This window comes from Janthinobacterium sp. GW821-FHT03C10, assembly GCF_059420865.1.
This window is the reverse complement of record NZ_JBWKUN010000006.1, coordinates 398,253-417,601: the sequence shown is the minus strand read 5'-3', so window position 1 is coordinate 417,601 and position 19,349 is coordinate 398,253. Positions and strand designations below refer to the sequence as shown.

The following is a 19,349-nucleotide window of genomic DNA, read 5'->3' as shown; positions in this document are numbered from 1 at the left end:
AAGACAGGGTACTGCTGCTCACCCGTCGCGATCTAACATGATTAGATGATGTTGCCAACGCAGTCAGTCCAGCACCAGGATCGTCTAACTTTTTGGTGCCAGTTTCGGAGCACGGGAGGGCGAAAAATCGGCTGTTTCTCGGCAGCGTCGTGATGCGAAAAAGAGCTGTAAAGGGTGTAGTTAATCCACTGCATGAATTGCCACCGTTGTTAAAGAAAAGAGCCTGATTTTTTGATCTTGTTGTGACGTTGTATCGCGTTTTCTGAAATGCACGTAGCCGTCGCATCGCACACAAAAATATCGTTTCCGGACTTGCTGGCGGCGGCATTTGCCGCGCGATTGTGCGATAGCACGCGTATCGTGCAAAAAAGCGGGCGAAAACGTGTCGTGCCGGTTGCGCATTGACAAGGTTTTCGTGTACTTTATGAGATTGCAAATGCGAGCGTTAGAATGCGGGGTTTTTTAACCAGCGCGGTAGCGAAAAAACCTCGCAAAACAGGGATACAGATTTACACGGATATGCACAAAACCACACCGTTTTCGTCTGCCGCCGTGCCCGAATTTTTTCAGGCATGGCGGTTTTTTATTTGACGCATCGGTGTTGTGGCGAGCGCGATGCGAGGAGCGAAAAAACGCACGGCATCGAAAACGAATGACCGAATTCAGACTTTGCCACCAGCTGCGAGATAAAGCAGGGTGGCACCGACGATGGCTGAAGTGCTGCAAACGTGAGGAGTTGCAGCAGTTCAGCTGGTGCCGAATTCATTAGCGCAAACGACCGTTTGTGCCGATGAATAATTCGCCTGGCCTATCCCTGTGGTGGGTCGGACGGGTTTAAATCTTGTAGCTTAAATTTCTCATCTCAGATGAAGGAGAGACAAATGGCAACAGCCGCTAAGAAATCAGAAGTAAAGAAACCAGCCGCCAAGGCTGCTCCTGCCGCGAAGAAGCCGGCAGCTGCAGCGAAGACGGTTGCCGCTAAACCAGCTGCCAAAGCCGCAGCGAAACCAGCAGCAAAACCGGCTGCCAAAGCCGCAGCCAAGCCTGCAGCAAAAGTGGCTGCCAAGCCAGTAGCGAAAGCCGCAGCGAAACCTGCGGCCAAGGCAGCAGCAAAACCGGCAGCCAAGCCAGCAGCGAAAGCCGCAGCGAAACCGGCAGCCAAGCCTGTCGCGAAAAAAGCCGCAGCCAAACCGGCCGCCAAGCCAGCAGCAAAAGCCGCAGCAAAACCGGCCGCCAAGGCAGCAGCCAAACCAGTAGTGAAAAAAGCCGCAGCGAAACCTGCAGCCAAGGTGGCAGCGAAACCGGCCGCCAAGGCAGCAGCCAAGCCAGCAGCGAAAAAAGTCGTCGCCAAGGCAGCAGCGAAGCCAGCAGCAAAAGCTGCAGCCAAGCCAGCGGCCAAGGCAGCAGCCAAGCCAGCGGCCAAGGCAGCAGCCAAGCCAGCAGTGAAAAAAGCCGCAGCGAAACCTGCAGCCAAGGCAGCAGCGAAACCGGCCGCCAAAGCGGCAGCCAAGCCAGCAGCGAAAAAAGTCGTCGCCAAGGCAGCAGCGAAGCCAGCAGCCAAAGCGGCAGCCAAGCCAGCGGCCAAAGCAGCAGCCAAGCCAGCAGCAAAAGCTGCGGCGAAGCCAGCGGCCAAGGCAGCAGCGAAGCCAGCAGCAAAAGCGGCAGCCAAGCCAGCAGCCAAGGTAGCAGCGAAGCCAGCAGCAAAAGCTGCAGCCAAGCCTGCAGCCAAGCCAGCGGCCAAGGCCGCAGCGAAACCTGCAGCCAAGCCTGCGGCAAAAGCAGCAGCGAAACCTGCAGCCAAGCCAGCGGCCAAAGCAGCGGCGAAGCCAGCAGCCAAGCCAGCAGCGAAGCCAGCGGCCAAGGTAGCAGCGAAGCCGGCAGCGAAAGCAGCAGCGAAACCTGCCGCCAAGCCAGCCGCCAAGCCAGCCGCAGCGCCAGTCGTGGCAGCCGCACCTGCGGCAGCGCCGGCAGCAGCTCCAGCGGCACCAGCCGCCGTGGCCGCCAAGCCAGCCGCCAAGAAGGCCGCGCCTAAAAAGGCCGCACCGAAGAAGGCAGCTCCTGTCGCCAAGCCATCGGCACCTATCGCACCTGTAGCAAAAACCGTGTTGGCACCGGCTGCAGCCTGGCCATTCCCAACCAGCACCCGCCCATCGTAATTCCAACGATACGGGTGCCTGGATGAGGCAACACGCCGCTGTGTGACTCAATCACACAGCGGTTTTTTTTTGGAGAATTAGTCGTGCTGATCGTTATCCTTACATTGATCGTTGATACCATCGCCACCTTGCTGGGCGGCGTGTTGCTGCTGCGCTTCTGGATGCAGGCGGTGCGCGTGCGGCCGCCCTCGTCGGTGGCGCAATTCACGTTTCAATTGTCCGACTGGCTGGTACGCCCCCTGCGCCGCGTGGTGCCGGGCGTGGGCGGGTATGACTGGGCCAGCCTGATCGGCGCCTTCCTGATCGTGCTGCTGGCCAGCTCGGTGCTGTTTATTTCCGGCGCTCCCGTCGAAGTGGTGCTGCTCAAGTCGCTGCAACGCTTCCTGCAATGGATACTCTACGGTTTCATGGCCTTGCTGATCATCGAAGCCATCTTCAGCTGGGTCAACCCGCATGCGCCGCTGGCGCCGTTCGTACGGGCCCTGAACGAGCCGCTGCTGCGTCCGATCCGCAAGGTGGTGCCGCTGGTGGGCAGTCTGGACTTGTCGCTGCTGGTGGCGCTGATCCTGCTGCAGATCGCGCAAGTGCTGGTGGGAATGATTATTGTGCTGCGATGATGGTGATGTGAGGGCGTAGGTCGGCTTAGCGTAGCGTAAGCCGACATCCCCACTTGCCATGCCAGCGATGTTGTCGGATTACGCGCGGTTTTACCGCGCCAATCCGACCTGCGACCTACATATTAATAGCGGTAACCGAACGCCGCTTCGAACTGGTCGGCGATGCTCTCCGGCGTAAACACATGGTTTTGCGCACCCTGGGTGGCGATCTTGATGGCGCCCAGCAGACTGGCCAGGCGGCCGCTGGTTTCCCAGCCCAGGTCGTTGGTGATGCCGAACAGCAAGCCGGCACGGTAGGCGTCGCCGCAGCCGGTCGGGTCCAGTACTTCCTTGGCGGTCACGACAGGAATGTCGATGCGCTTGCCGTCCGTATAGATCTCCGAGCCCTTCTCGCCACGCGTGATGATCAGCGCTTCCAGGCGGCTAGCGATGTCCGGCAGGGTCAAGCCCGTGCGTTCCATCAACATTTCCATCTCATAATCGTTGGCCGATACATACGTAGCCTTGTTGATGAAGTCGATCAACTGTTCGCCATTGAAGCGTGGCAACTGCTGGCCAGGGTCGAACATGAAGGGGATGCCCAGTTCGGCCAGGTCGGCGGCGTGCTTGAGCATGCCCTGGTCGCCGTCCGGCGAGATGATGGCGACCTTGGCCGGGCCCGCATTGGCGATCGGGTTTTCATGCGCAAACGACATGGCGCCCGGGTGGAAGGCATTGATCTGGTTATTGTCCGCATCGGCCGTGACGAAGCATTGCGCGTTGTAGCTGTCGGCCTTGATCAGGATGTTGGCGGTGGAAATGCCCAGCTTTTGCAGGCGTTCCAGGTAGGCGGCGCTATCTTGCCCCATGACGCCGACGATGCGCGGGTCGCCGCCCAGCATTTTCAGGCTGTAGGCGATGTTGCCCGAGCAGCCGCCGAACTCCGTGCGCATGGTGGGCACGAGGAAGGAGACGTTCACCTTGTGCAGCTGGTCGGCCAGCAGGGATTCGCCGAAGCGGCCGGGGAATTGCATGATGGTGTCGGTGGCAAGCGAGCCACAGATCAGCGATGTTTTGGTCATGATAGTGTCTGTTAGGGGTAAAAGATGGCGATATGGTAGCCAGACGCCGTGAGCTGGTCTAAGGCAAAATACAATTTGATGGTTTGTTCCGAGCGCGGCGCAAATCCCTTGCTCACGTCGATAGCGGCTGGCAGGTAGTCGCGCGGCGCGATCACGCGGCGCAAGACGGGCTTGTCGTTGGCGTCGTTGAGGATCAGTTCGATGCTGGGCCAGGCTTGCACGCTGCGGCTCTGGTTGCGCAGCAGCGAGACGTAGGAAAACGTCTGTTCCTTGAGGGTTTGCAATTCGCCCTGCTCGATGGCCAGCGCCTCGATCTGCGCCGGCAAGTCGACCTGGCAGCCGCTGAGCTTGCACAGCGCGACCAGGGTCGGCTTCCACTGCGGAAACTGCGCCGCCAGCGGATTGCGGAAGGTGGTCATTACTTGCAGGAATAACAAAAGCAGCAGCACCACCGAGCCGGCGGCCATGGCCACGCGCAGGGCTTTGCCGCTCTGTTCGCGGCGCCGGCCCTGGGTGACGAAAGCCGGTTCGTCGTCGGCCGGCGGCAGGAGCGGTGCTTCCTGCTCTTCGGCTGGCGCCGGTACAACGGGGGCGGCGGGCAGCGGCGTGAAGGAATGGTCGGCCAGCGTCGGTTCCTTGCGCGCGGGCACGGGTTTGTCCAGGCTGACTTTTTCGGCCGCAGGCAGCACCGGCGCGGCCTCGGCTTCCAGGCTCGGCTCGCGGCGGCTGTCGCGCAGATACGTGGCGAAGGCGGGCACGTCATCGACCTGGCGGCGCTTGAAGGGTGCCATCGGCTGGGGCAGCGGCGCTTCTGGCGGCTCTGCCGGTGTTTCTTCAGGCAGGTCGAGCGGCGCGTCGGCAGGCGCGTCGGCTGCTACCTCGGCAGGCAGGCTGACGTCGAGGTCCAGCTCGATGTGCTCGCCGTCGTCATCCTTGAGCTGCGCCGTTTCCGGCAAGATGCCGAACGGGTCGAACGAGGTGTCGAAGTCGAGGGAATAAATGGGTTCGTCGTCCGTGGCGGACGGCAGGCTGTTGTCGTGGGGGAACGTGGACGACAGTGGGACGACCGTGGCTGGGGCGGATGTTAAAAACGGCGATGCCGCGGCCGGATCGACCAGCGCGGCATTGCCGTCAAACACTTCCCTGCACGTGCCACAGCGCACGATGCCCCCACGTAACTTCAACTGGTCAGCAGCGACCCGAAATATCGTGTTGCAATGGGGGCATTTGGTGGCGAGTGCCATTGCTGTGCTTATGCACCTTCCGCGCGGGGCGCAGGCGCTTGCGTTGCACCCAGGCGGCCATGCAGGGCCACCCAGCCGTCTTGCTCGGCCCACACACCCAGCTGGATGAAGGGGGCGTAGGCAGCGGCCACTTCTTCCGCCTGGCGTGCCAGCACGCCGGACAGGATCAGGGCGCCGCCGTTGGCGACGCGGCCGGACAGCATCGGCGCCATCAGTTTCAATGGACTCGACAGGATATTCGCGACGACGATGTCAAACTTGGCCGTGGCGTGTGCCGACGTGGCAAACGTATCTGGCAGGAAATATTCAATGTCGCACTGGTTGCGTTCGGCATTGTCGCGCGCCGATTCGATCGCTTGCGGGTCGATATCGACGCCAGCCACCGTTTGCGCGCCGAGTTTCTTGGCCACCATGGCCAGGATGCCGGAACCGCAACCGTAGTCGAGCACGGTCTTGCCTGGGGCCGGATGGGCTTCCAGCCATTCCATGCACAAACGCGTGGTCGGGTGGCTGCCCGTGCCGAAGGCCAGGCCCGGGTCCAGTTCCAGGATCAGGCCGTCAGGATCCGGTGCCTCGTGCCAGCTGGGCACGACCCAGATATTCTTGCCGATGTGAATCGGCGCGAATTGCGACTGGGTCAAACGCACCCAGTCCTGCTCTTCCACGGGGCGCACGGTAAAGGCGGGCGCGTCCGTCATGCCGACCGCTTGCGCGGCAGCGGCCACGATGGCGGCCTGGTCGGCGTCGACGTCCGTCAGCGCCACCACGCGGCTGCGTTCCCACGCCGCTTCCTTCGGTTCCATGCCTGGCTCGCCAAACAGCGGCTGCTCGGCATCCGTGCCTTCATCGGCGTCTTCCACCGAGACCGACAGGGCGCCCGCTTCCATCAGCGCGTCGGACATGGCCTCGGCGTTGTCACGGGCGATTTCGATGACGATTTCCGTCCAGCTCATGCGCCCGCCTTGATTTCGGATTTCTTGGCGATGCTGGGGCTGCCGCTATTCAGGTTCTTGCCCAGGTCCGGCATGTCGGCCAGCTTCTGTTCCAGATAGTGAATGTTGGTGCCGCCTTCGATGAAGCGCGCGTCGATCATCAGTTCGCGGTGCAGGGCGATATTCGTGTTGATGCCTTCGACCACCATTTCGGACAGGGCGATCTGCATGCGGCGGATCGCTTGCTCGCGCGTGGCGCCGTAAGCGATCACTTTGCCGATCATCGAGTCGTAGTGCGGCGGCACGTAGTAGCCGGCGTAGGCGTGCGAATCGACGCGGATGCCGGGGCCGCCCGGTGCATGCCACGACACGATCTTGCCCGGCGATGGCGTGAACTTGAACGGGTCTTCCGCATTGATGCGGCACTCGACGGCGTGGCCCGACAGCATGACGTCGCGCTGGCGATAACGCAGTTTTTCGCCGGCGGCGATGCGGATCTGTTCTTGCACGATGTCGATGCCGGTGATCATCTCGGTGACGGGATGCTCCACCTGCACGCGGGTATTCATTTCAATGAAATAGAACTCGCCGTTTTCGTACAGGAATTCAAACGTGCCGGCGCCGCGGTAGCCGATCTTGCGGCACGCTTCGGCGCAACGGTCGCCGATTTTCTCGATCAGTTTGCGCGGGATGCCCGGCGCTGGCGCTTCTTCGATCACTTTCTGGTGGCGGCGCTGCATGGAGCAGTCGCGCTCGCCCAGCCAGACGGCGTTCTTGTGTTCGTCGGCGAGGATCTGGATTTCCACGTGGCGCGGATTTTCCAGGTACTTCTCCATGTACACTTCAGGGTTGCCGAAAGCGGTGCCCGCTTCCGTCTTGGTCATCGCCACAGCGTTGATCAGGGCCGCTTCCGTGTGCACCACGCGCATGCCGCGTCCGCCACCGCCGCCGGCGGCCTTGATGATGACCGGGTAGCCGATCTTGCGGGCAATTTGCACGATCGCTTTCGGATCGTCCGGCAAGGCGCCTTCGGAGCCGGGCACGCACGGTACGCCAGCCTTGATCATGGTTTGCTTGGCCGATACTTTATCGCCCATCAAGCGGATCGATTCGGAGCGGGGGCCGATGAAGACGAAGCCCGATTTCTCGACGCGTTCGGCAAAGTCGGCATTTTCCGACAGGAAGCCATAGCCTGGGTGAATCGCTTGCGCATCCGTCACTTCAGCGGCGCTGATAATGGCGGGCATGTTCAGGTAGCTCAGGGCCGACTGTGCCGGGCCGATACAAACGGATTCGTCGGCCAGCTTGACGTATTTCGCGTCCTTGTCGGCTTCGGAGTGGACTACAACCGTTTTAATGCCCATTTCGCGGCAGGCGCGCTGAATACGGAGGGCAATTTCACCACGGTTGGCAATCAGGATTTTTTCAAACATGGTAGGTTCGCGTATGTCTGTGAGAGCCGGCGAGCCGGCGAAACAACAAGTGTGAGGGGCTAAAACTGCAAACGGCCGTTGCCGGCCGTGTGGACTGGGTTTTAGCCGATCACAAACAAGGGTTGACCGAATTCGACCGGTTGGCCGTTTTCGACCAGGATCTGGGTCACGACACCGGCTTTATCGGAGTCGATTTCATTCAGCAGCTTCATCGCTTCGATGATGCACAGGGTATCACCTTCCTTGACGGTCGAGCCCACTTCAACATAGGCGGCGCTGCCAGGCGCGGAGGAGCGGTAGAAGGTGCCGACCATCGGCGACTTGACCACATAGCCCGTTGGCTCGGCGGCCACCACGACGGCAGCTGCCGCAGCAGGAGCAGCGGCTGGCGCGGCGGGCTGGTATTGGGCTTGCATGCCTTGCGGCTGCATCATGACCATCTGGTTTTGCGGCATGGCCGACGATTTGACGATGCGAACCTTGCTTTCGCCTTCGGTAACTTCCAGCTCTGCGATATCCGATTCGGCGACCAGGTCGATCAAGGTCTTGAGTTTTCGTAGATCCATGTAAAACCCCTAGGAATGTAGTTTGTTTTATGAGTGATGCGGTGATGTCCAAGAACCTATCGCCGCGCTAAATGCGTGCAGATCGCGTAGATTAACGTTTTTTAAGCGCAAAGTCGATGGCAAACCGATATCCATCGATACCTAGCCCGCAGATCGTCCCCTGCGCGATCGCGCTGAGAAATGAGTGATGTCGAAACGTTTCGCGTTGATAAATATTCGAGATATGGACTTCCACGAACGGGATGGCGACCCCGGCCAGCGCATCGCGCAAGGCAACGCTGGTATGGGTCAGGCCGCCCGGATTGATGACGATGGCATCGATCCCTTCCGCTCGCGCGGCATGGATGCGGTCGATCAGCGCGCCTTCGTGGTTGCTTTGAAAGCAGACCAGGCTGGCACCGGCCGCCATGGCTTGCGCCATTGCTGCCTGTTCGATATCGGCCAAGGTGCTGGCGCCGTAGACCTCAGGCTCGCGCGTTCCCAGCAAATTCAGGTTGGGACCGTTGAGCAGAAGGAGGTTTTTTGCCATGTATGGAAGACCGTTTTAGCGAAAGTTCCGCATTTTGCCGCCAAAGATACGCATTGGCAAGAGAAAAAAGCACGCTCCGAATTTACAATTTATCCAGATCGGCGCGCAACTGATCAAATTTCAAGCGGCCCAGATAGGTCTTTTTGACTTCGCCATCGGCGCCGATCAGCACCGTAAAGGGCAAACCGCCCGTGGCATTGCCAAAATGACGCGACAGGTCGGTACCGCTCATGCCGGAGACATACACGGGATAGGCGATCTTGACCTTGCTGGCAAAAGTGGCAATATTGCTGGCCGAATCGATGCCGATGCCGATGACCTGCAGGTTTTTCGCCGCATAGTGGCCTTGTACTTCGGATAACTCCGGCATTTCTTCCACGCAAGGCGGGCACCACGGGGCCCAGAAATTGACCAGCAAATTCTTGCCTTTCCATTGCGACAAGGCTTGCGTGGCGCCCGCCGCGTCCGGCAAGGACAGCGCATACAGCTCGTTGACGGGGCCCGTCGCGCCTGGCGCAATGGTGGTCGTCAGCGGTCCCGCTGCCTTCGCTTTTTCCTTGCTCAAACCGACGTAGGCGCCCATGCCGCCAAACATCAGCGCGACGATGGCGCAGGCGATCCAATTCTTTTTTGTCATAACTTTATCTATATCAATGTTAGTCGGCAGCCGGCACGCCATCGGCGAGGCTGGCGGCCAGCAGGCTGCGCAGCCCGGCGATATCGGTGCGCAGCACCTTGCCGTCGGCCTTGGCTTTCAGCGCGCCGCGCATATCGTCGAGCTCATACATGGCCGCGTGCACGCCTTCATTTTTCCACAAGAAACTGGCTGTCTCGACCGCATCATAACGCGCTCCCTTGAAATGCGGGCTTTCCGACATGTCGAGCACGACATTTTTATTCAGCAGGAAGATGTGGATTTCCTTGGCGCTCTCGGCAAACAGCTGCAAATAGATCTCGTCATGGGGGCCGGCCGTGCCGTTGAGCACGGGGCCGCTGAGCAGGGGATGAAATTGTTGCAACGCTTCCATGACCTGCAGCGCGATCGTGCGCAGCTGGAACAGGCGCGCCGGCTGGCTGTCGGCCAGGAACAGGGCATTGTATTGCCGCACCTGCTCCTCGATCATGTCGTTGTCAGGCAGTATATTAGGCCGATTCGTGGGCCGGTTCGGCGCGTCGCCCAGGACTTGCCGCGCCGCCTTGCGCTTGGCGCTGCCATAGTCGGCGCCATCCTGCGCCACGAGGCGCGCGGCAGCGGCGGCGATTTCCAGGCGCAACTGCGCGCTATCGTCAAATGCATCGTTCGTCATGAGCGAGATGATACTCCGAAGCGGAAAAAGTCATGGCGTCAGGTAAAATCCTGCACTTGCTGTTTTTTATCTCACCGTCTTACTTACTTAAGCGTGCACCTTTCGCACTGATCACATGCATATTCATATTCTCGGCATTTGCGGTACCTTCATGGGCGGCCTGGCTGTCCTGGCCAAGGAAGCCGGCCATAAAGTCACCGGTTGCGATGCCAACGTCTATCCGCCGATGAGCACCCAGCTGGAATCGCAGGGAATCGAACTGATCCAGGGGTTCGATCCGGAACAGACCAAGCTGAACCCGGATTTGTATGTGATTGGCAATGTGGTCTCGCGCGGCAACCCGCTGGTGGAAGAAATCCTCAACCGCAGCCTGCCGTACGTGTCCGGCCCGCAGTGGATCGGCGAACATATCCTGCGCAATCGGTGGGTGCTGGCCGTGGCCGGCACGCATGGCAAGACGACCACCTCTGCCATGCTGGCCTGGATACTCGAAGACGCGGGCTACGCGCCGGGCTTTTTGATCGGCGGCGTGCCGATGAACTTTGGCATTTCCGCCCGCCTCAGCGGCAAGATCGACGGCAAGAGCGCCGAGTCGGACTTCTTCGTCATCGAAGCCGACGAATACGATACGGCCTTCTTCGACAAGCGCAGTAAATTCGTGCATTACCACGCGAAGACGGCCGTCATGAATAACCTGGAATACGATCACGCCGACATCTTCCCCGATCTGCACGCGATCGAGACGCAATTCCACCACCTGGTGCGTACCGTGCCCGGCATCGGCCGCCTCGTGTTCAACGGCGACGAAGCGTCGCTGCAGCGCGTGCTGGCGCGCGGTTGCTGGAGCGAACAGGAAAGTTTCGGCCACGATGCCCACTGGCAACTGCAAGAGCAGGCCGATGGCAGCTTCGACGTGTATTTCAATGGCCAGCAGGAAGGCCATGTGGCCTGGGCGCTCACGGGCAAGCACAACCGCAGCAATGCGCTGGCCGCCATCGCCGCCGCGCGCCACGTGGGCGTGCCCATTGCCCAGGCGTGCGCTTCGCTGGCCAGCTTCGAGAGCGTCAAGCGGCGCATGGAAGTGCGCGGCGTGGTCAACAACATTACTGTGTACGACGATTTCGCGCACCATCCGACGGCCATTGCCACCACCGTGGGCGGCTTGCGCCAAAAGATTGGCAGCAGCGGCCGCATCCTGGCCGTGCTGGAGCCGCGTTCGAACACCATGAAGCTGGGCGCCATGAAAGATGCGCTGCCGGGCAGCCTCAAGGATGCCGACCTGGTGTTTGGTTACGGCAGCCATGCCGCGCTGGGCTGGAGTCTGGGCGACGCGCTGGCGCCGCTGGGCAAGATTGCCAGCGCCTATGAAGACATCGATACCCTCGTGGCGGCCGTGGCCGCCAGCGCCCGTCCCGGCGACCAGATCGTCGTCATGAGCAACGGCGGCTTTGGCGGCGTGCACCAGAAATTGCTGGAGGCGCTGGGCCGATGATTCTGTACCTGCATGGATTCCGCTCGTCGCCCCTGTCGATGAAGTCGCGCCTGCTGGCCGCGCAGATGCAGGCGCTGCGCCGCGCAGATGAGTGGCTATGCCCGCAATTGCCGGCCTCGCCCAAGCTGGCCATCGAACTGGCGCTGTCGCTGGTCAAGGATGTGGCGCCGGCCGAGCTGACCATCATCGGCTCCTCGCTGGGCGGCTATTACGCCACCTGGCTGGCCGAGCGGCTCGGTTGCCGCGCCGTCCTGCTCAATCCTGCCATCGTGCCCCTGATCGACCTGGAACAGCATGTGGGCGTGACGACAGAGTTTCATTCTGACAAGCCATTCGAGTTCAAGCGCGAATACATCGCCGAGCTGGGAACGTTTGCTGTAGAGAAAATTACTGAACCACAACGTTACTTCCTGATCGCCGCCACCGGTGATGAAGTGCTCGACTACCGCGACATGGTGGCGCATTATCAGGGGGCGCGGCAGTGCGTCATCGACGGCAGCGACCATGGCATCAGCGAATTTGCCGCATACCTGGCACCCGTGCTGGCATTTTGCGGCATCCCGACGGATGCGGCCAGGTGAGGCCGGGTTCGCTGCGGCAGGCGCAATGGCATGCGCATGTCAACGCCGTCAATGCGCCGCCGGCCTTGCGCCACTGGCTCACGGGCGGCGGTTCGCTGACGGCCAAGCTGAAAGCGCATAGCCAGGCATTCCGCGTGCAATGTTTGCATCAGGAAACGGCACGCTGCTTGAGCGATGAGGCCGCCATCATTGGTTTGCACCGCGCGGGCCGGGTATGGGAACGCGAAGTGCTGTTGCGTTGTGATAACAGACCGGCCGTGTTTGGCCATACCGTCGTGCCCATGCAGGCGACGGCCACGGACTGGCCTTTGTTTTCCGCGCTGGGCGAGCGTTCGCTGGGCACGACCCTGTTTGGCGACCGCATGGTGCGCCGCGGTGCACTGGAATTTGCCCGCTTGCGCGCCGGCCATCCGCTGGTGCAGCGGGCGCAGGCGGCGCTGGCAGGGGAAGGGCGGCGCTTTGACGCCAAGTCGCTGTTTTTTGCCCGCCGCTGCCTGTACCAGCGTCACCAGGGATTGCTGCTGGTAACAGAAGTATTTTTGCCGGCGGTGCTCGAGTTGACGTCCATCGCTCGCACCGTTGCAACCGACACATTAATAAACAAAGCATAACAATGAATCTATTTTTTGAAGAATCCGGCGATTTCAAGGTCGGCACGGTCCTGTCGCAAGCGGGTGAGGCCAATCAGGTCGAAATGGCCAGCGGCAAGCGCACCAAGGTCAAGGTCAAGGATGTGCTGCTGCAGTATGAAAAGCCGGCCCCGGCCGAGCTGCTGGAACAGGCCAAGAGCATTGCCGCCGAGATCGACCTCGATTTCCTGTGGGAAGTGGCGGGCGAAGACGAGTTCGGTTTTGCCGAGCTGGGCGCCGAGTATTTCGGCCATGCCCCCTTGCCGCCGGAAGCGGCCGGCCTGATCCTGGCCCTGCATTCGGCGCCCGTGTATTTCTACAAGAAGGGCCGTGGCCGCTACAAGGCGGCGCCGGAAGCATCCTTGAAGGCGGCCCTGGCCGGCATCGAAAAGAAAAAGCAGCAGGCGCTGGTGCAGGCAGGCTATGTGGAAGAGCTGAAACAGAACCGCTTGCCCGCCTCGATGCAGCCCATGGTGCTGCAACTGCTGTTCAAGCCGGACAAGAACACGATTGAATACAAGGCGCTGGAAGCGGCCTGCACGGAATTGCACACGACGCCGCCGCGCCTGATGCTGGCCGTCGGTGGTATTGCTTCGCCGAAAGATTTGCACCTGTCGAAGTTCCTCTTCGAAAATTTCCCCAAGGGCGCCGGTTTCCCCAACGTGCCCGTGCCGTCCGTGACGGCCAAGCTGCCGCTGGCCGACGTGGCCGCCTTCTCGATCGACGACGTGACCACGACCGAGATCGACGATGCCTTCTCCGTGCAGCCTTTGCCCGATGGCACCGTGAAAGTGGGGATTCACATCGCCGCGCCGGGACTGGGCATCCGTCCGGAAGACGTGATCGACAAGATGGCGCGCCAGCGCATGTCGACCGTCTACATGCCGGGCGACAAGATCACCATGTTGCCGGACGAAATCGTCAATGCGTTTACCCTGGCGGAAGGCACGACGTGCCCGGCCCTGTCGCTGTACGCCACCCTGGACCCGAAAGCCGACTGGGCCGTGGTCAGCACGCAGACGCGCGCCGAGCTGGTGCCGATCGCCAGCAATTTGCGCCATAACCAGCTCGACGACCTGGTCAACGAAGAAACCCTGGCCAGCGGCGAGGGGGAATACCCGCACAAGGCCGATTTCGCCATCCTGTGGCAATGGGCGCAGCAGCTGGAACAGGGCCGCATGAAGAAACGCGAAGCGTTTGGCCTGAAGCCGGAACAGAATAACCGCGTCGATTTCAACTTCTATGTGGAAAACGACATCGTCACCGTGGCGCGCCGCAAGCGTGGCGCGCCGCTCGACAAGATCGTCGCCGAACTGATGATTTTTGCCAACAGTACCTGGGGCAAGATGCTGCACGACCATGGCGTGCCCGGCATCTACCGCAGCCAGGGCGGCGGCAGCGGCAATAGCTGGGCGGCAAAGATGCAGGTGCGCATGGTTACCCATGCGGCGCCGCACCAGGGCCTGGGCGTGGATCAGTACGCGTGGAGCACCTCGCCCTTGCGCCGCTACACGGACCTGGTGAACCAGTGGCAAATCATCGCCTGCGCCGAGCATGGCGTGACGGCGCCCCTGGTGGCCCCGTTCAAGCCGCGCGATGCGAATCTGTTCGCCATCGTCTCGGCCTTCGACGCCGCGTATGCCGCGTATGGCGATTTCCAGTCGAACATGGAACGCTACTGGTGCTTGCGCTGGCTGCACCAGGAAAACGCGCGCCAGGTCGATGCCGTCGTGCTGAAAGATGAAATCCTGCGCCTGGTCGACATTCCGCTGGTCATCAAGCTGCCGGGCATGCCATCGGTGGCGCGCGGTGCGCAGGTCAAGCTGGATCTCTTGCGCTGGGATGAAGTCGATCTGAGCATCGAAGCGCGCCTGCTGGAAATCGCCGCCGTGCCCGATGCGGCGGCCGACGCCGAGCTCGATTACGAGGAAGCCGCGGGCGACGACGGCGCGGAGGAAGCTTCGCCGGAAGCGGCGAACCAGGTCAGCGACGCCGATGCGGAAGTGGCGGAACTGGCCAGCGAAGACGTGGTCAGCGAACCCGAGGTCAAGTAAGGCGGCGGGGCGGCGTGAAAAACGGGACTGAAACTGTTTCCCGCGTCGCCCTTTGACGTAGAATTCAGCCATCTTGTATGGTGTGCCTGTTGCGAACTGGGTTGCGCGTGAAGTCTTTCCGAGAGAATCGTTTCCTGATGATAGCCGTGGCGGTATCGCTGCTGGCGCACGGCGCCTTGCTGGCGATGCATTTTGTCGCCCCGGCGCCGCAGCGGGCCGTGGCCACCGATCCCGGCCTGGAAGTGATACTGGTCAATGCCAAGCATGCAAACAAGCCGCTGAAGGCCGATGCCCTGGCGCAAGCCAGCCTCGACGGCGGCGGGCAAGCGGACAAGGGCCGCGCCAAGTCGCCCTTGCCCGACATGCGCAAGGTGGAAGAGGGCGACAGCGTCAAGGCCAGCGCCCGGCGCATTGCCGAACTGGAGCGGAAGCAGCAGGAATTGCTGACGCAGGCGGCCACGCCGACGCCCTACAGCGCCGCGCCCGTCACGGAAAAGGACAAGCCCAATCCCCTGGCCAGCGGTTCGGATTTGATGGAAAGCAGCAAGGCCATCGCGCGCATGGCGGCCGAGATCAGCCAGACCGTGGAAGACCAGAATAAGCGTCCGCGCAAGACCTTCATTACCCCCAGCACGCAGGAGGTCGGCTATGCCATGTATTACAAGACCCTGCAAAAGCGCATCGAGGAAATCGGCACCCTGAATTTCCCGCAAAAGAATGGCCGCAAGATGTATGGCGAACTGGTCGTCTACATCCCCATCTTCCAGGACGGCACGATCTACCAGAAAGAGGGCGGCGCCCGCGTGGAAAAAAGCTCGGGCAATCCCGCGCTGGACGCGGCGGCCCTGGCCATCGTGCGCCGCGCGGCGCCGTTCGGCCGTTTCCCACCGAATATGTTGTCGAGTGATAAGGATGATCTGTGGGTCGTCATCACCCGTTTCAAATTTACCCGCGAAGAAAAAATGGAAGCTAACCTGACTGGCGGCAGCAATTGAACAAGCAAGAGATGAATCCCGATCAATATTGTGTCTTCGGCAATCCCATCGCCCATAGCAAGTCACCCCTGATCCACGCCGCGTTTGCCCTGCAGACAGGACAAGCGTTGGTCTACGAGCGCCGCCTGGCGCCGTTGGACGGCTTCGCGCTGGCGGCCCGCAGCTTTGCCGCCGAGGGCGGCAAGGGCGCGAACGTGACGGTGCCCTTTAAACTGGACGCGTGCGCGCTGGCCACCGAGCTGACGCCGCGCGCGCAAGCGGCCGGCGCCGTCAATACCCTGCGTTTCGATGGCGACACCATTCTTGGCGACAATACCGATGGCGCGGGCCTGGTGGCCGACATCGTGCGCAACGCCGGCGTGGCCATCGCCGGCAAGCGCGTCCTGCTGCTGGGTGCGGGCGGCGCGGCGCGCGGCGTCGTGCTGCCGCTGCTGGAACAGGGGCCGCAGGAAATGTTCATTGCCAACCGCACCGTGGCCACGGCCGAGGCGCTGGTGGCGCAGTTTGCCGATGCGCTGGCGCACCCCGGCCAGCTGCGCGCCGGCGGCTTCACGCAGCCCGACGGCGTCTTCGATATCATCATCAATGCCACCTCGGCCAGTCTGGCGGGCGACTTGCCGCCCGTGCCGCCGGGTATCTTCGGCAGCCACACCCTGGCGCTGGACATGATGTATGGCGCCCAGCCCACCGTCTTCATGGACTTTGCCGCGCAATACGGCGCGCAGGTGCGCGATGGCCTGGGCATGCTGGTGGAACAGGCAGCCGAAGCGTTCTACGTGTGGCGCGGCGTGCGGCCGCAGACGCAGGATTTGCTGGCGCAATTGCGCAGTGCCCTGTGAGCGCGGGCAAGAAGGGCGCGCGCAAGGGCGGCAGCGGCGGCCGCTACGGCTGGATCAAATGGCTGTTCATCGTGCCCGTGTTGGCCTTTATCGCCGTGCAGCTATATTTCTTCCTGCAAATCTGGTGGTGGGTCGACCACAATCCGTCCAGCACGGCTTTCATGCGCGAACAGTTGTCTGTCTTGCAGGACAAGAATCCGAATGCCACGATCAAGCAGACGTGGGTGCCGTACAACCGCATCTCGAACAACCTGAAACGAGCCATCATCGCCTCGGAAGACGCGAATTTTTCCGAGCACGAGGGCGTGGACTGGGACGCCTTGCAAAAGGCGTATGAAAAGAACAGCAAGAAGCAGAAAGTCGTGGCGGGCGGTTCCACCATCACCCAGCAACTGGCGAAGAACCTATTCCTGTCCGGTTCGCGCAGCTATGTGCGCAAGGGCCAGGAACTGATCATCACGTATATGCTGGAAAGCCTGATGGAGAAGCAGCGCATTTTCGAGATTTATTTGAACGTGGTGGAATTTGGCACGGGCATCTTCGGCGCCGAGGCGGCCGCGCGCCACTATTACAAGGTCAGCGCGGCGGGCCTGAGCGCCGGGCAGGCGGCGAAACTGGCCGTGATGCTGCCGAACCCCCGCTTTTACGACCGTCACCGCGATACCGGTTATCTGAACCGGCGCACGGGCGTGATCCTGCGCCGCATGGGGGCGGCGGAACTGCCTTGATGGCAGCGGGCTTTCTTTGTATAAAATTAAAGCTGTTGAATTGGCACTATTGCGGCGCAGCATCTTAATCGGCTCGGTTGGTGCAGCGCCGCACTTTTTCCGTGAAAAAGCCGTGCCGGGGGTGGTCGTGAAAAGGCCTTTGCGGGTACACTTGCGCTGTTTTCATTTTTGGCGCCAGCGCCAGCACATTACGATAACCCCACATCCGGCTGAGAGCGCGCATGATCAATGTCTTTGTATTACAGAATGGCCGGCTCAACCAGGTGCCGATCGACAGCCGCGCAGACCTCGAAAATGCCGAACCGGTGTGGGTCGACCTGACCGACCCCACCGATGATGAACGGGCCTGGGTCAAGGCCATCTACAACGTCACCCTGCCGGGCGAAGACGAAGTCAAGGATATTGAAGCGTCGGCCCGCTATTACGAAGCGGAAAACGGCGACTTGCATCTGCGCACGGATTTCCTGCGCGAAGAAGACGACGGCCCGTCGCGCGTCATCACCGTGGCCTTCATCCTGGCCCGCAAGATCCTGTTCTCCATGCATACGGACGACTTGCCCGTGTTCCGCCTGGTGCGCATGCGCGCCCGTTCGCGGCCAGGCTCGATTGCCGACTACATGGACGTGCTGCTCGACCTGTACGCCACCGATGCCGAATATTCGGCCGACGTGCTCGAGGGTATCTACCAGAACCTGGAAGAAGTCAGCACGCGCGTGCTGCAGAAGGAGTTTACCGATGCGCACGCGGCCGAAGCGCTGAATGCGATTGCCCACGAGGAAGATTTGAATGGCCGTATCCGCCGCAACATGATGGATACGCGCCGCGCCGTGAGTTTCCTGATGCGCGGCCGCTTGCTCAATTCCGAGCAGTTCGAGGAAGCGCGCCAGATTTTGCGCGACATCGAATCGCTGGACGGCCACACGTCTTTCCTGTTCGATAAGATCAACTTCCTGATGGATGCCACCGTCGGTTTCATCAACATCAACCAGAACAAGATCATCAAGATCTTCTCGGTGGCCAGCGTGGCCTTCCTGCCGCCCACCCTGATCGCCAGTGTGTACGGCATGAACTTCAAGCTGATGCCGGAGCTGGAATGGTCGTTCGGCTATCCATGGGCCTGGGGCTTGATGATCACCAGCGCCATCGCGCCCTTCCTGTACTTCCGCCACCGCGGCTGGCTGAAGTAAGCGGTCTCGCCGGGGCGCTCCCGCGTCCCGGTTTCAAGGCGAGCGCAGCAATTTCAAAAATCGGCGATAATCACTGGTATTGCGTGGTATTGAATTGGTATCTACGTTGCTTGTGTTGAGCCAGTCTTTCCCCCGCTGGCTGCCTCTTGCAGAAAAGTATCGTCATTCAGGCGTTTTCTGCGTGGCAGCGTCCGCCTGTTCCACCTATGATCGTTGCGATGCCAGCCTTGCCGGCTGGCCGCCGCATTTCCCGCCACCATTGTTCTTCTGGAGAGTCCATGCCTGATACCGCCATCACCCCACCGCGCTTCACCCATTTGATCAGCGACTGCGATGGCGTACTGATCGACAGCGAAGCCGTGGCCCTGCAAGCGCTGCTGGAATTGCTGGGGCCGCGCCTGCCGAACCTGCCCGAGGGCATCACCTTGCAAGGCTTGATCGAGCCGCGCCTGGGCCAGCGACTGGTGCCGCTGATGCAGGATATCTACAAGGAACTGGGCTTGCCCCAATTGCCGGCCGACGAGATCATGGCCATCGGCAATGCCGTCGATGCGGCTTGCGACGCGCAATTGCGCGCCGTGCCCGGCGTGGCGCAGGCGCTGGCCGCCATTCCCCTGCCCAAGGCCGTGGCATCGAACAGCGTCAGCGCGCGCGTGCTGTCGGCGCTCGAACGGACCGGTATGGCGCCGTTGTTCGACAAGCGCGTGTTTACGCCGGACCTGGTGGGTCATGCCAAGCCGCATCCGGGCGTCTACCTGGCGGCGGCGGCCGCCTTCGGGGTGCCGCCAGGCCAGTGCCTGGTGCTGGAAGACAGCGTCACGGGCGTGACGGCCGCCGTGGCGGCGGGCATGACGGTATTGGGATTCATCGGCGGCGGGCATATCGCCGCCGGCCAGGAAGATAGGTTGAAAGCGGCCGGCGCGCATGTCGTTTTCAACGACATGGCCAGTTTGCCGGCGCTGGTGGCCGCGGTGATGGACACCGCGACCGTGTAAAACG

19 protein-coding genes are annotated in these 19,349 nt (G+C 61.4%); 10 read left to right on the top strand and 9 right to left on the bottom strand.

Annotated elements, in window-relative coordinates:
• Positions 1–978: 978 nt before the first annotated feature.
• Positions 979–1,986: a hypothetical protein gene (locus tag AC07VH_RS21650; RefSeq protein WP_494789179.1), complete on the bottom strand. Its 1,008-nt coding sequence runs from the start codon at positions 1,984–1,986 to the stop codon at positions 979–981.
• Positions 1,987–2,239: 253 nt separating this feature from the next.
• On the opposite strand from AC07VH_RS21650, the gene AC07VH_RS21645 reads away from it, so the two are divergent.
• The gene (locus tag AC07VH_RS21645) at positions 2,240–2,773 is read left to right on the top strand and encodes a YggT family protein (protein WP_227742044.1); all 534 of its coding nucleotides are present in this window, start codon (positions 2,240–2,242) and stop codon (positions 2,771–2,773) included.
• Positions 2,774–2,895: 122 nt separating this feature from the next.
• On the opposite strand, the gene AC07VH_RS21640 is transcribed toward AC07VH_RS21645, so the two are convergent.
• From AC07VH_RS21640 to AC07VH_RS21605, 8 genes are all read right to left on the bottom strand, one after another.
• Positions 2,896–3,834, bottom strand: coding sequence for a carbohydrate kinase family protein (locus AC07VH_RS21640; RefSeq protein WP_305049310.1), 939 nt, complete (start codon positions 3,832–3,834; stop codon positions 2,896–2,898).
• An 11-nt stretch (positions 3,835–3,845) separates the two neighbouring features.
• Positions 3,846–5,078 carry a DUF3426 domain-containing protein gene (locus AC07VH_RS21635; protein WP_475416101.1) on the bottom strand — a complete coding sequence of 411 codons (1,233 nt, stop codon included), beginning with the start codon at positions 5,076–5,078 and terminating at the stop codon, positions 3,846–3,848.
• Positions 5,079–5,086: 8 nt separating this feature from the next.
• Positions 5,087–6,031 carry a 50S ribosomal protein L11 methyltransferase gene (gene prmA / locus AC07VH_RS21630; protein WP_494789178.1) on the bottom strand — a complete coding sequence of 315 codons (945 nt, stop codon included), beginning with the start codon at positions 6,029–6,031 and terminating at the stop codon, positions 5,087–5,089.
• Positions 6,028–7,443, bottom strand: a complete 1,416-nt coding sequence (gene accC, locus AC07VH_RS21625) for an acetyl-CoA carboxylase biotin carboxylase subunit (RefSeq protein WP_131373626.1) — start codon at positions 7,441–7,443, stop codon at positions 6,028–6,030. The genes prmA and accC overlap by 4 nt, the downstream gene beginning before the upstream one ends.
• Positions 7,444–7,544: 101 nt before the next feature.
• On the bottom strand, positions 7,545–8,009 hold the full coding sequence (gene accB, locus AC07VH_RS21620; protein WP_046684231.1) for an acetyl-CoA carboxylase biotin carboxyl carrier protein: 465 nt from the start codon (positions 8,007–8,009) through the stop codon (positions 7,545–7,547).
• 91 nt (positions 8,010–8,100) lie between these two features.
• A complete protein-coding gene (gene aroQ, locus AC07VH_RS21615) occupies positions 8,101–8,538 on the bottom strand; it encodes a type II 3-dehydroquinate dehydratase (protein ID WP_475416103.1) in 438 nt (145 codons plus the stop codon).
• Positions 8,539–8,620: 82 nt separating this feature from the next.
• Positions 8,621–9,175: a TlpA family protein disulfide reductase gene (locus AC07VH_RS21610; protein WP_076566358.1), complete on the bottom strand. Its 555-nt coding sequence runs from the start codon at positions 9,173–9,175 to the stop codon at positions 8,621–8,623.
• A 19-nt stretch (positions 9,176–9,194) separates the two neighbouring features.
• Positions 9,195–9,845, bottom strand: a complete 651-nt coding sequence (locus AC07VH_RS21605; protein WP_070290494.1) for a hypothetical protein — start codon at positions 9,843–9,845, stop codon at positions 9,195–9,197.
• 115 nt (positions 9,846–9,960) lie between these two features.
• On the opposite strand from AC07VH_RS21605, the gene mpl reads away from it, so the two are divergent.
• The 9 genes from mpl (at position 9,961) to AC07VH_RS21560 (ending at position 19,345) form a co-directional block, all read left to right on the top strand.
• The gene (mpl, locus tag AC07VH_RS21600; protein ID WP_494789177.1) at positions 9,961–11,337 is read left to right on the top strand and encodes a UDP-N-acetylmuramate:L-alanyl-gamma-D-glutamyl-meso-diaminopimelate ligase; all 1,377 of its coding nucleotides are present in this window, start codon (positions 9,961–9,963) and stop codon (positions 11,335–11,337) included.
• Positions 11,334–11,918: a YqiA/YcfP family alpha/beta fold hydrolase gene (locus tag AC07VH_RS21595; protein ID WP_475416106.1), complete on the top strand. Its 585-nt coding sequence runs from the start codon at positions 11,334–11,336 to the stop codon at positions 11,916–11,918. Before mpl ends, AC07VH_RS21595 begins: the two co-directional genes overlap by 4 nt.
• Positions 11,915–12,529, top strand: coding sequence for a chorismate--pyruvate lyase family protein (locus AC07VH_RS21590; RefSeq protein WP_489629798.1), 615 nt, complete (start codon positions 11,915–11,917; stop codon positions 12,527–12,529). The genes AC07VH_RS21595 and AC07VH_RS21590 overlap by 4 nt, the downstream gene beginning before the upstream one ends.
• Positions 12,530–12,531: 2 nt before the next feature.
• Complete coding sequence (locus tag AC07VH_RS21585) at positions 12,532–14,601, top strand: ribonuclease catalytic domain-containing protein (RefSeq protein WP_494789176.1); 2,070 nt, start codon at positions 12,532–12,534, stop codon at positions 14,599–14,601.
• 137 nt (positions 14,602–14,738) lie between these two features.
• A complete protein-coding gene (locus AC07VH_RS21580; RefSeq protein WP_475416163.1) occupies positions 14,739–15,596 on the top strand; it encodes an energy transducer TonB family protein in 858 nt (285 codons plus the stop codon).
• Between the two features lie 11 nt (positions 15,597–15,607).
• Positions 15,608–16,435 (top strand): shikimate dehydrogenase, encoded by an 828-nt coding sequence (aroE, locus tag AC07VH_RS21575; protein WP_494789175.1) that lies wholly within the window; start codon positions 15,608–15,610, stop codon positions 16,433–16,435.
• Positions 16,417–17,163, top strand: a complete 747-nt coding sequence (gene mtgA / locus AC07VH_RS21570) for a monofunctional biosynthetic peptidoglycan transglycosylase (protein WP_494789226.1) — start codon at positions 16,417–16,419, stop codon at positions 17,161–17,163. Before aroE ends, mtgA begins: the two co-directional genes overlap by 19 nt.
• A gap of 221 nt (positions 17,164–17,384) precedes the next feature.
• Positions 17,385–18,350, top strand: a complete 966-nt coding sequence (gene corA, locus AC07VH_RS21565) for a magnesium/cobalt transporter CorA (protein WP_034746658.1) — start codon at positions 17,385–17,387, stop codon at positions 18,348–18,350.
• Positions 18,351–18,628: 278 nt separating this feature from the next.
• Positions 18,629–19,345, top strand: a complete 717-nt coding sequence (locus tag AC07VH_RS21560) for an HAD family hydrolase (protein WP_475416110.1) — start codon at positions 18,629–18,631, stop codon at positions 19,343–19,345.
• Positions 19,346–19,349: the final 4 nt, after the last annotated feature.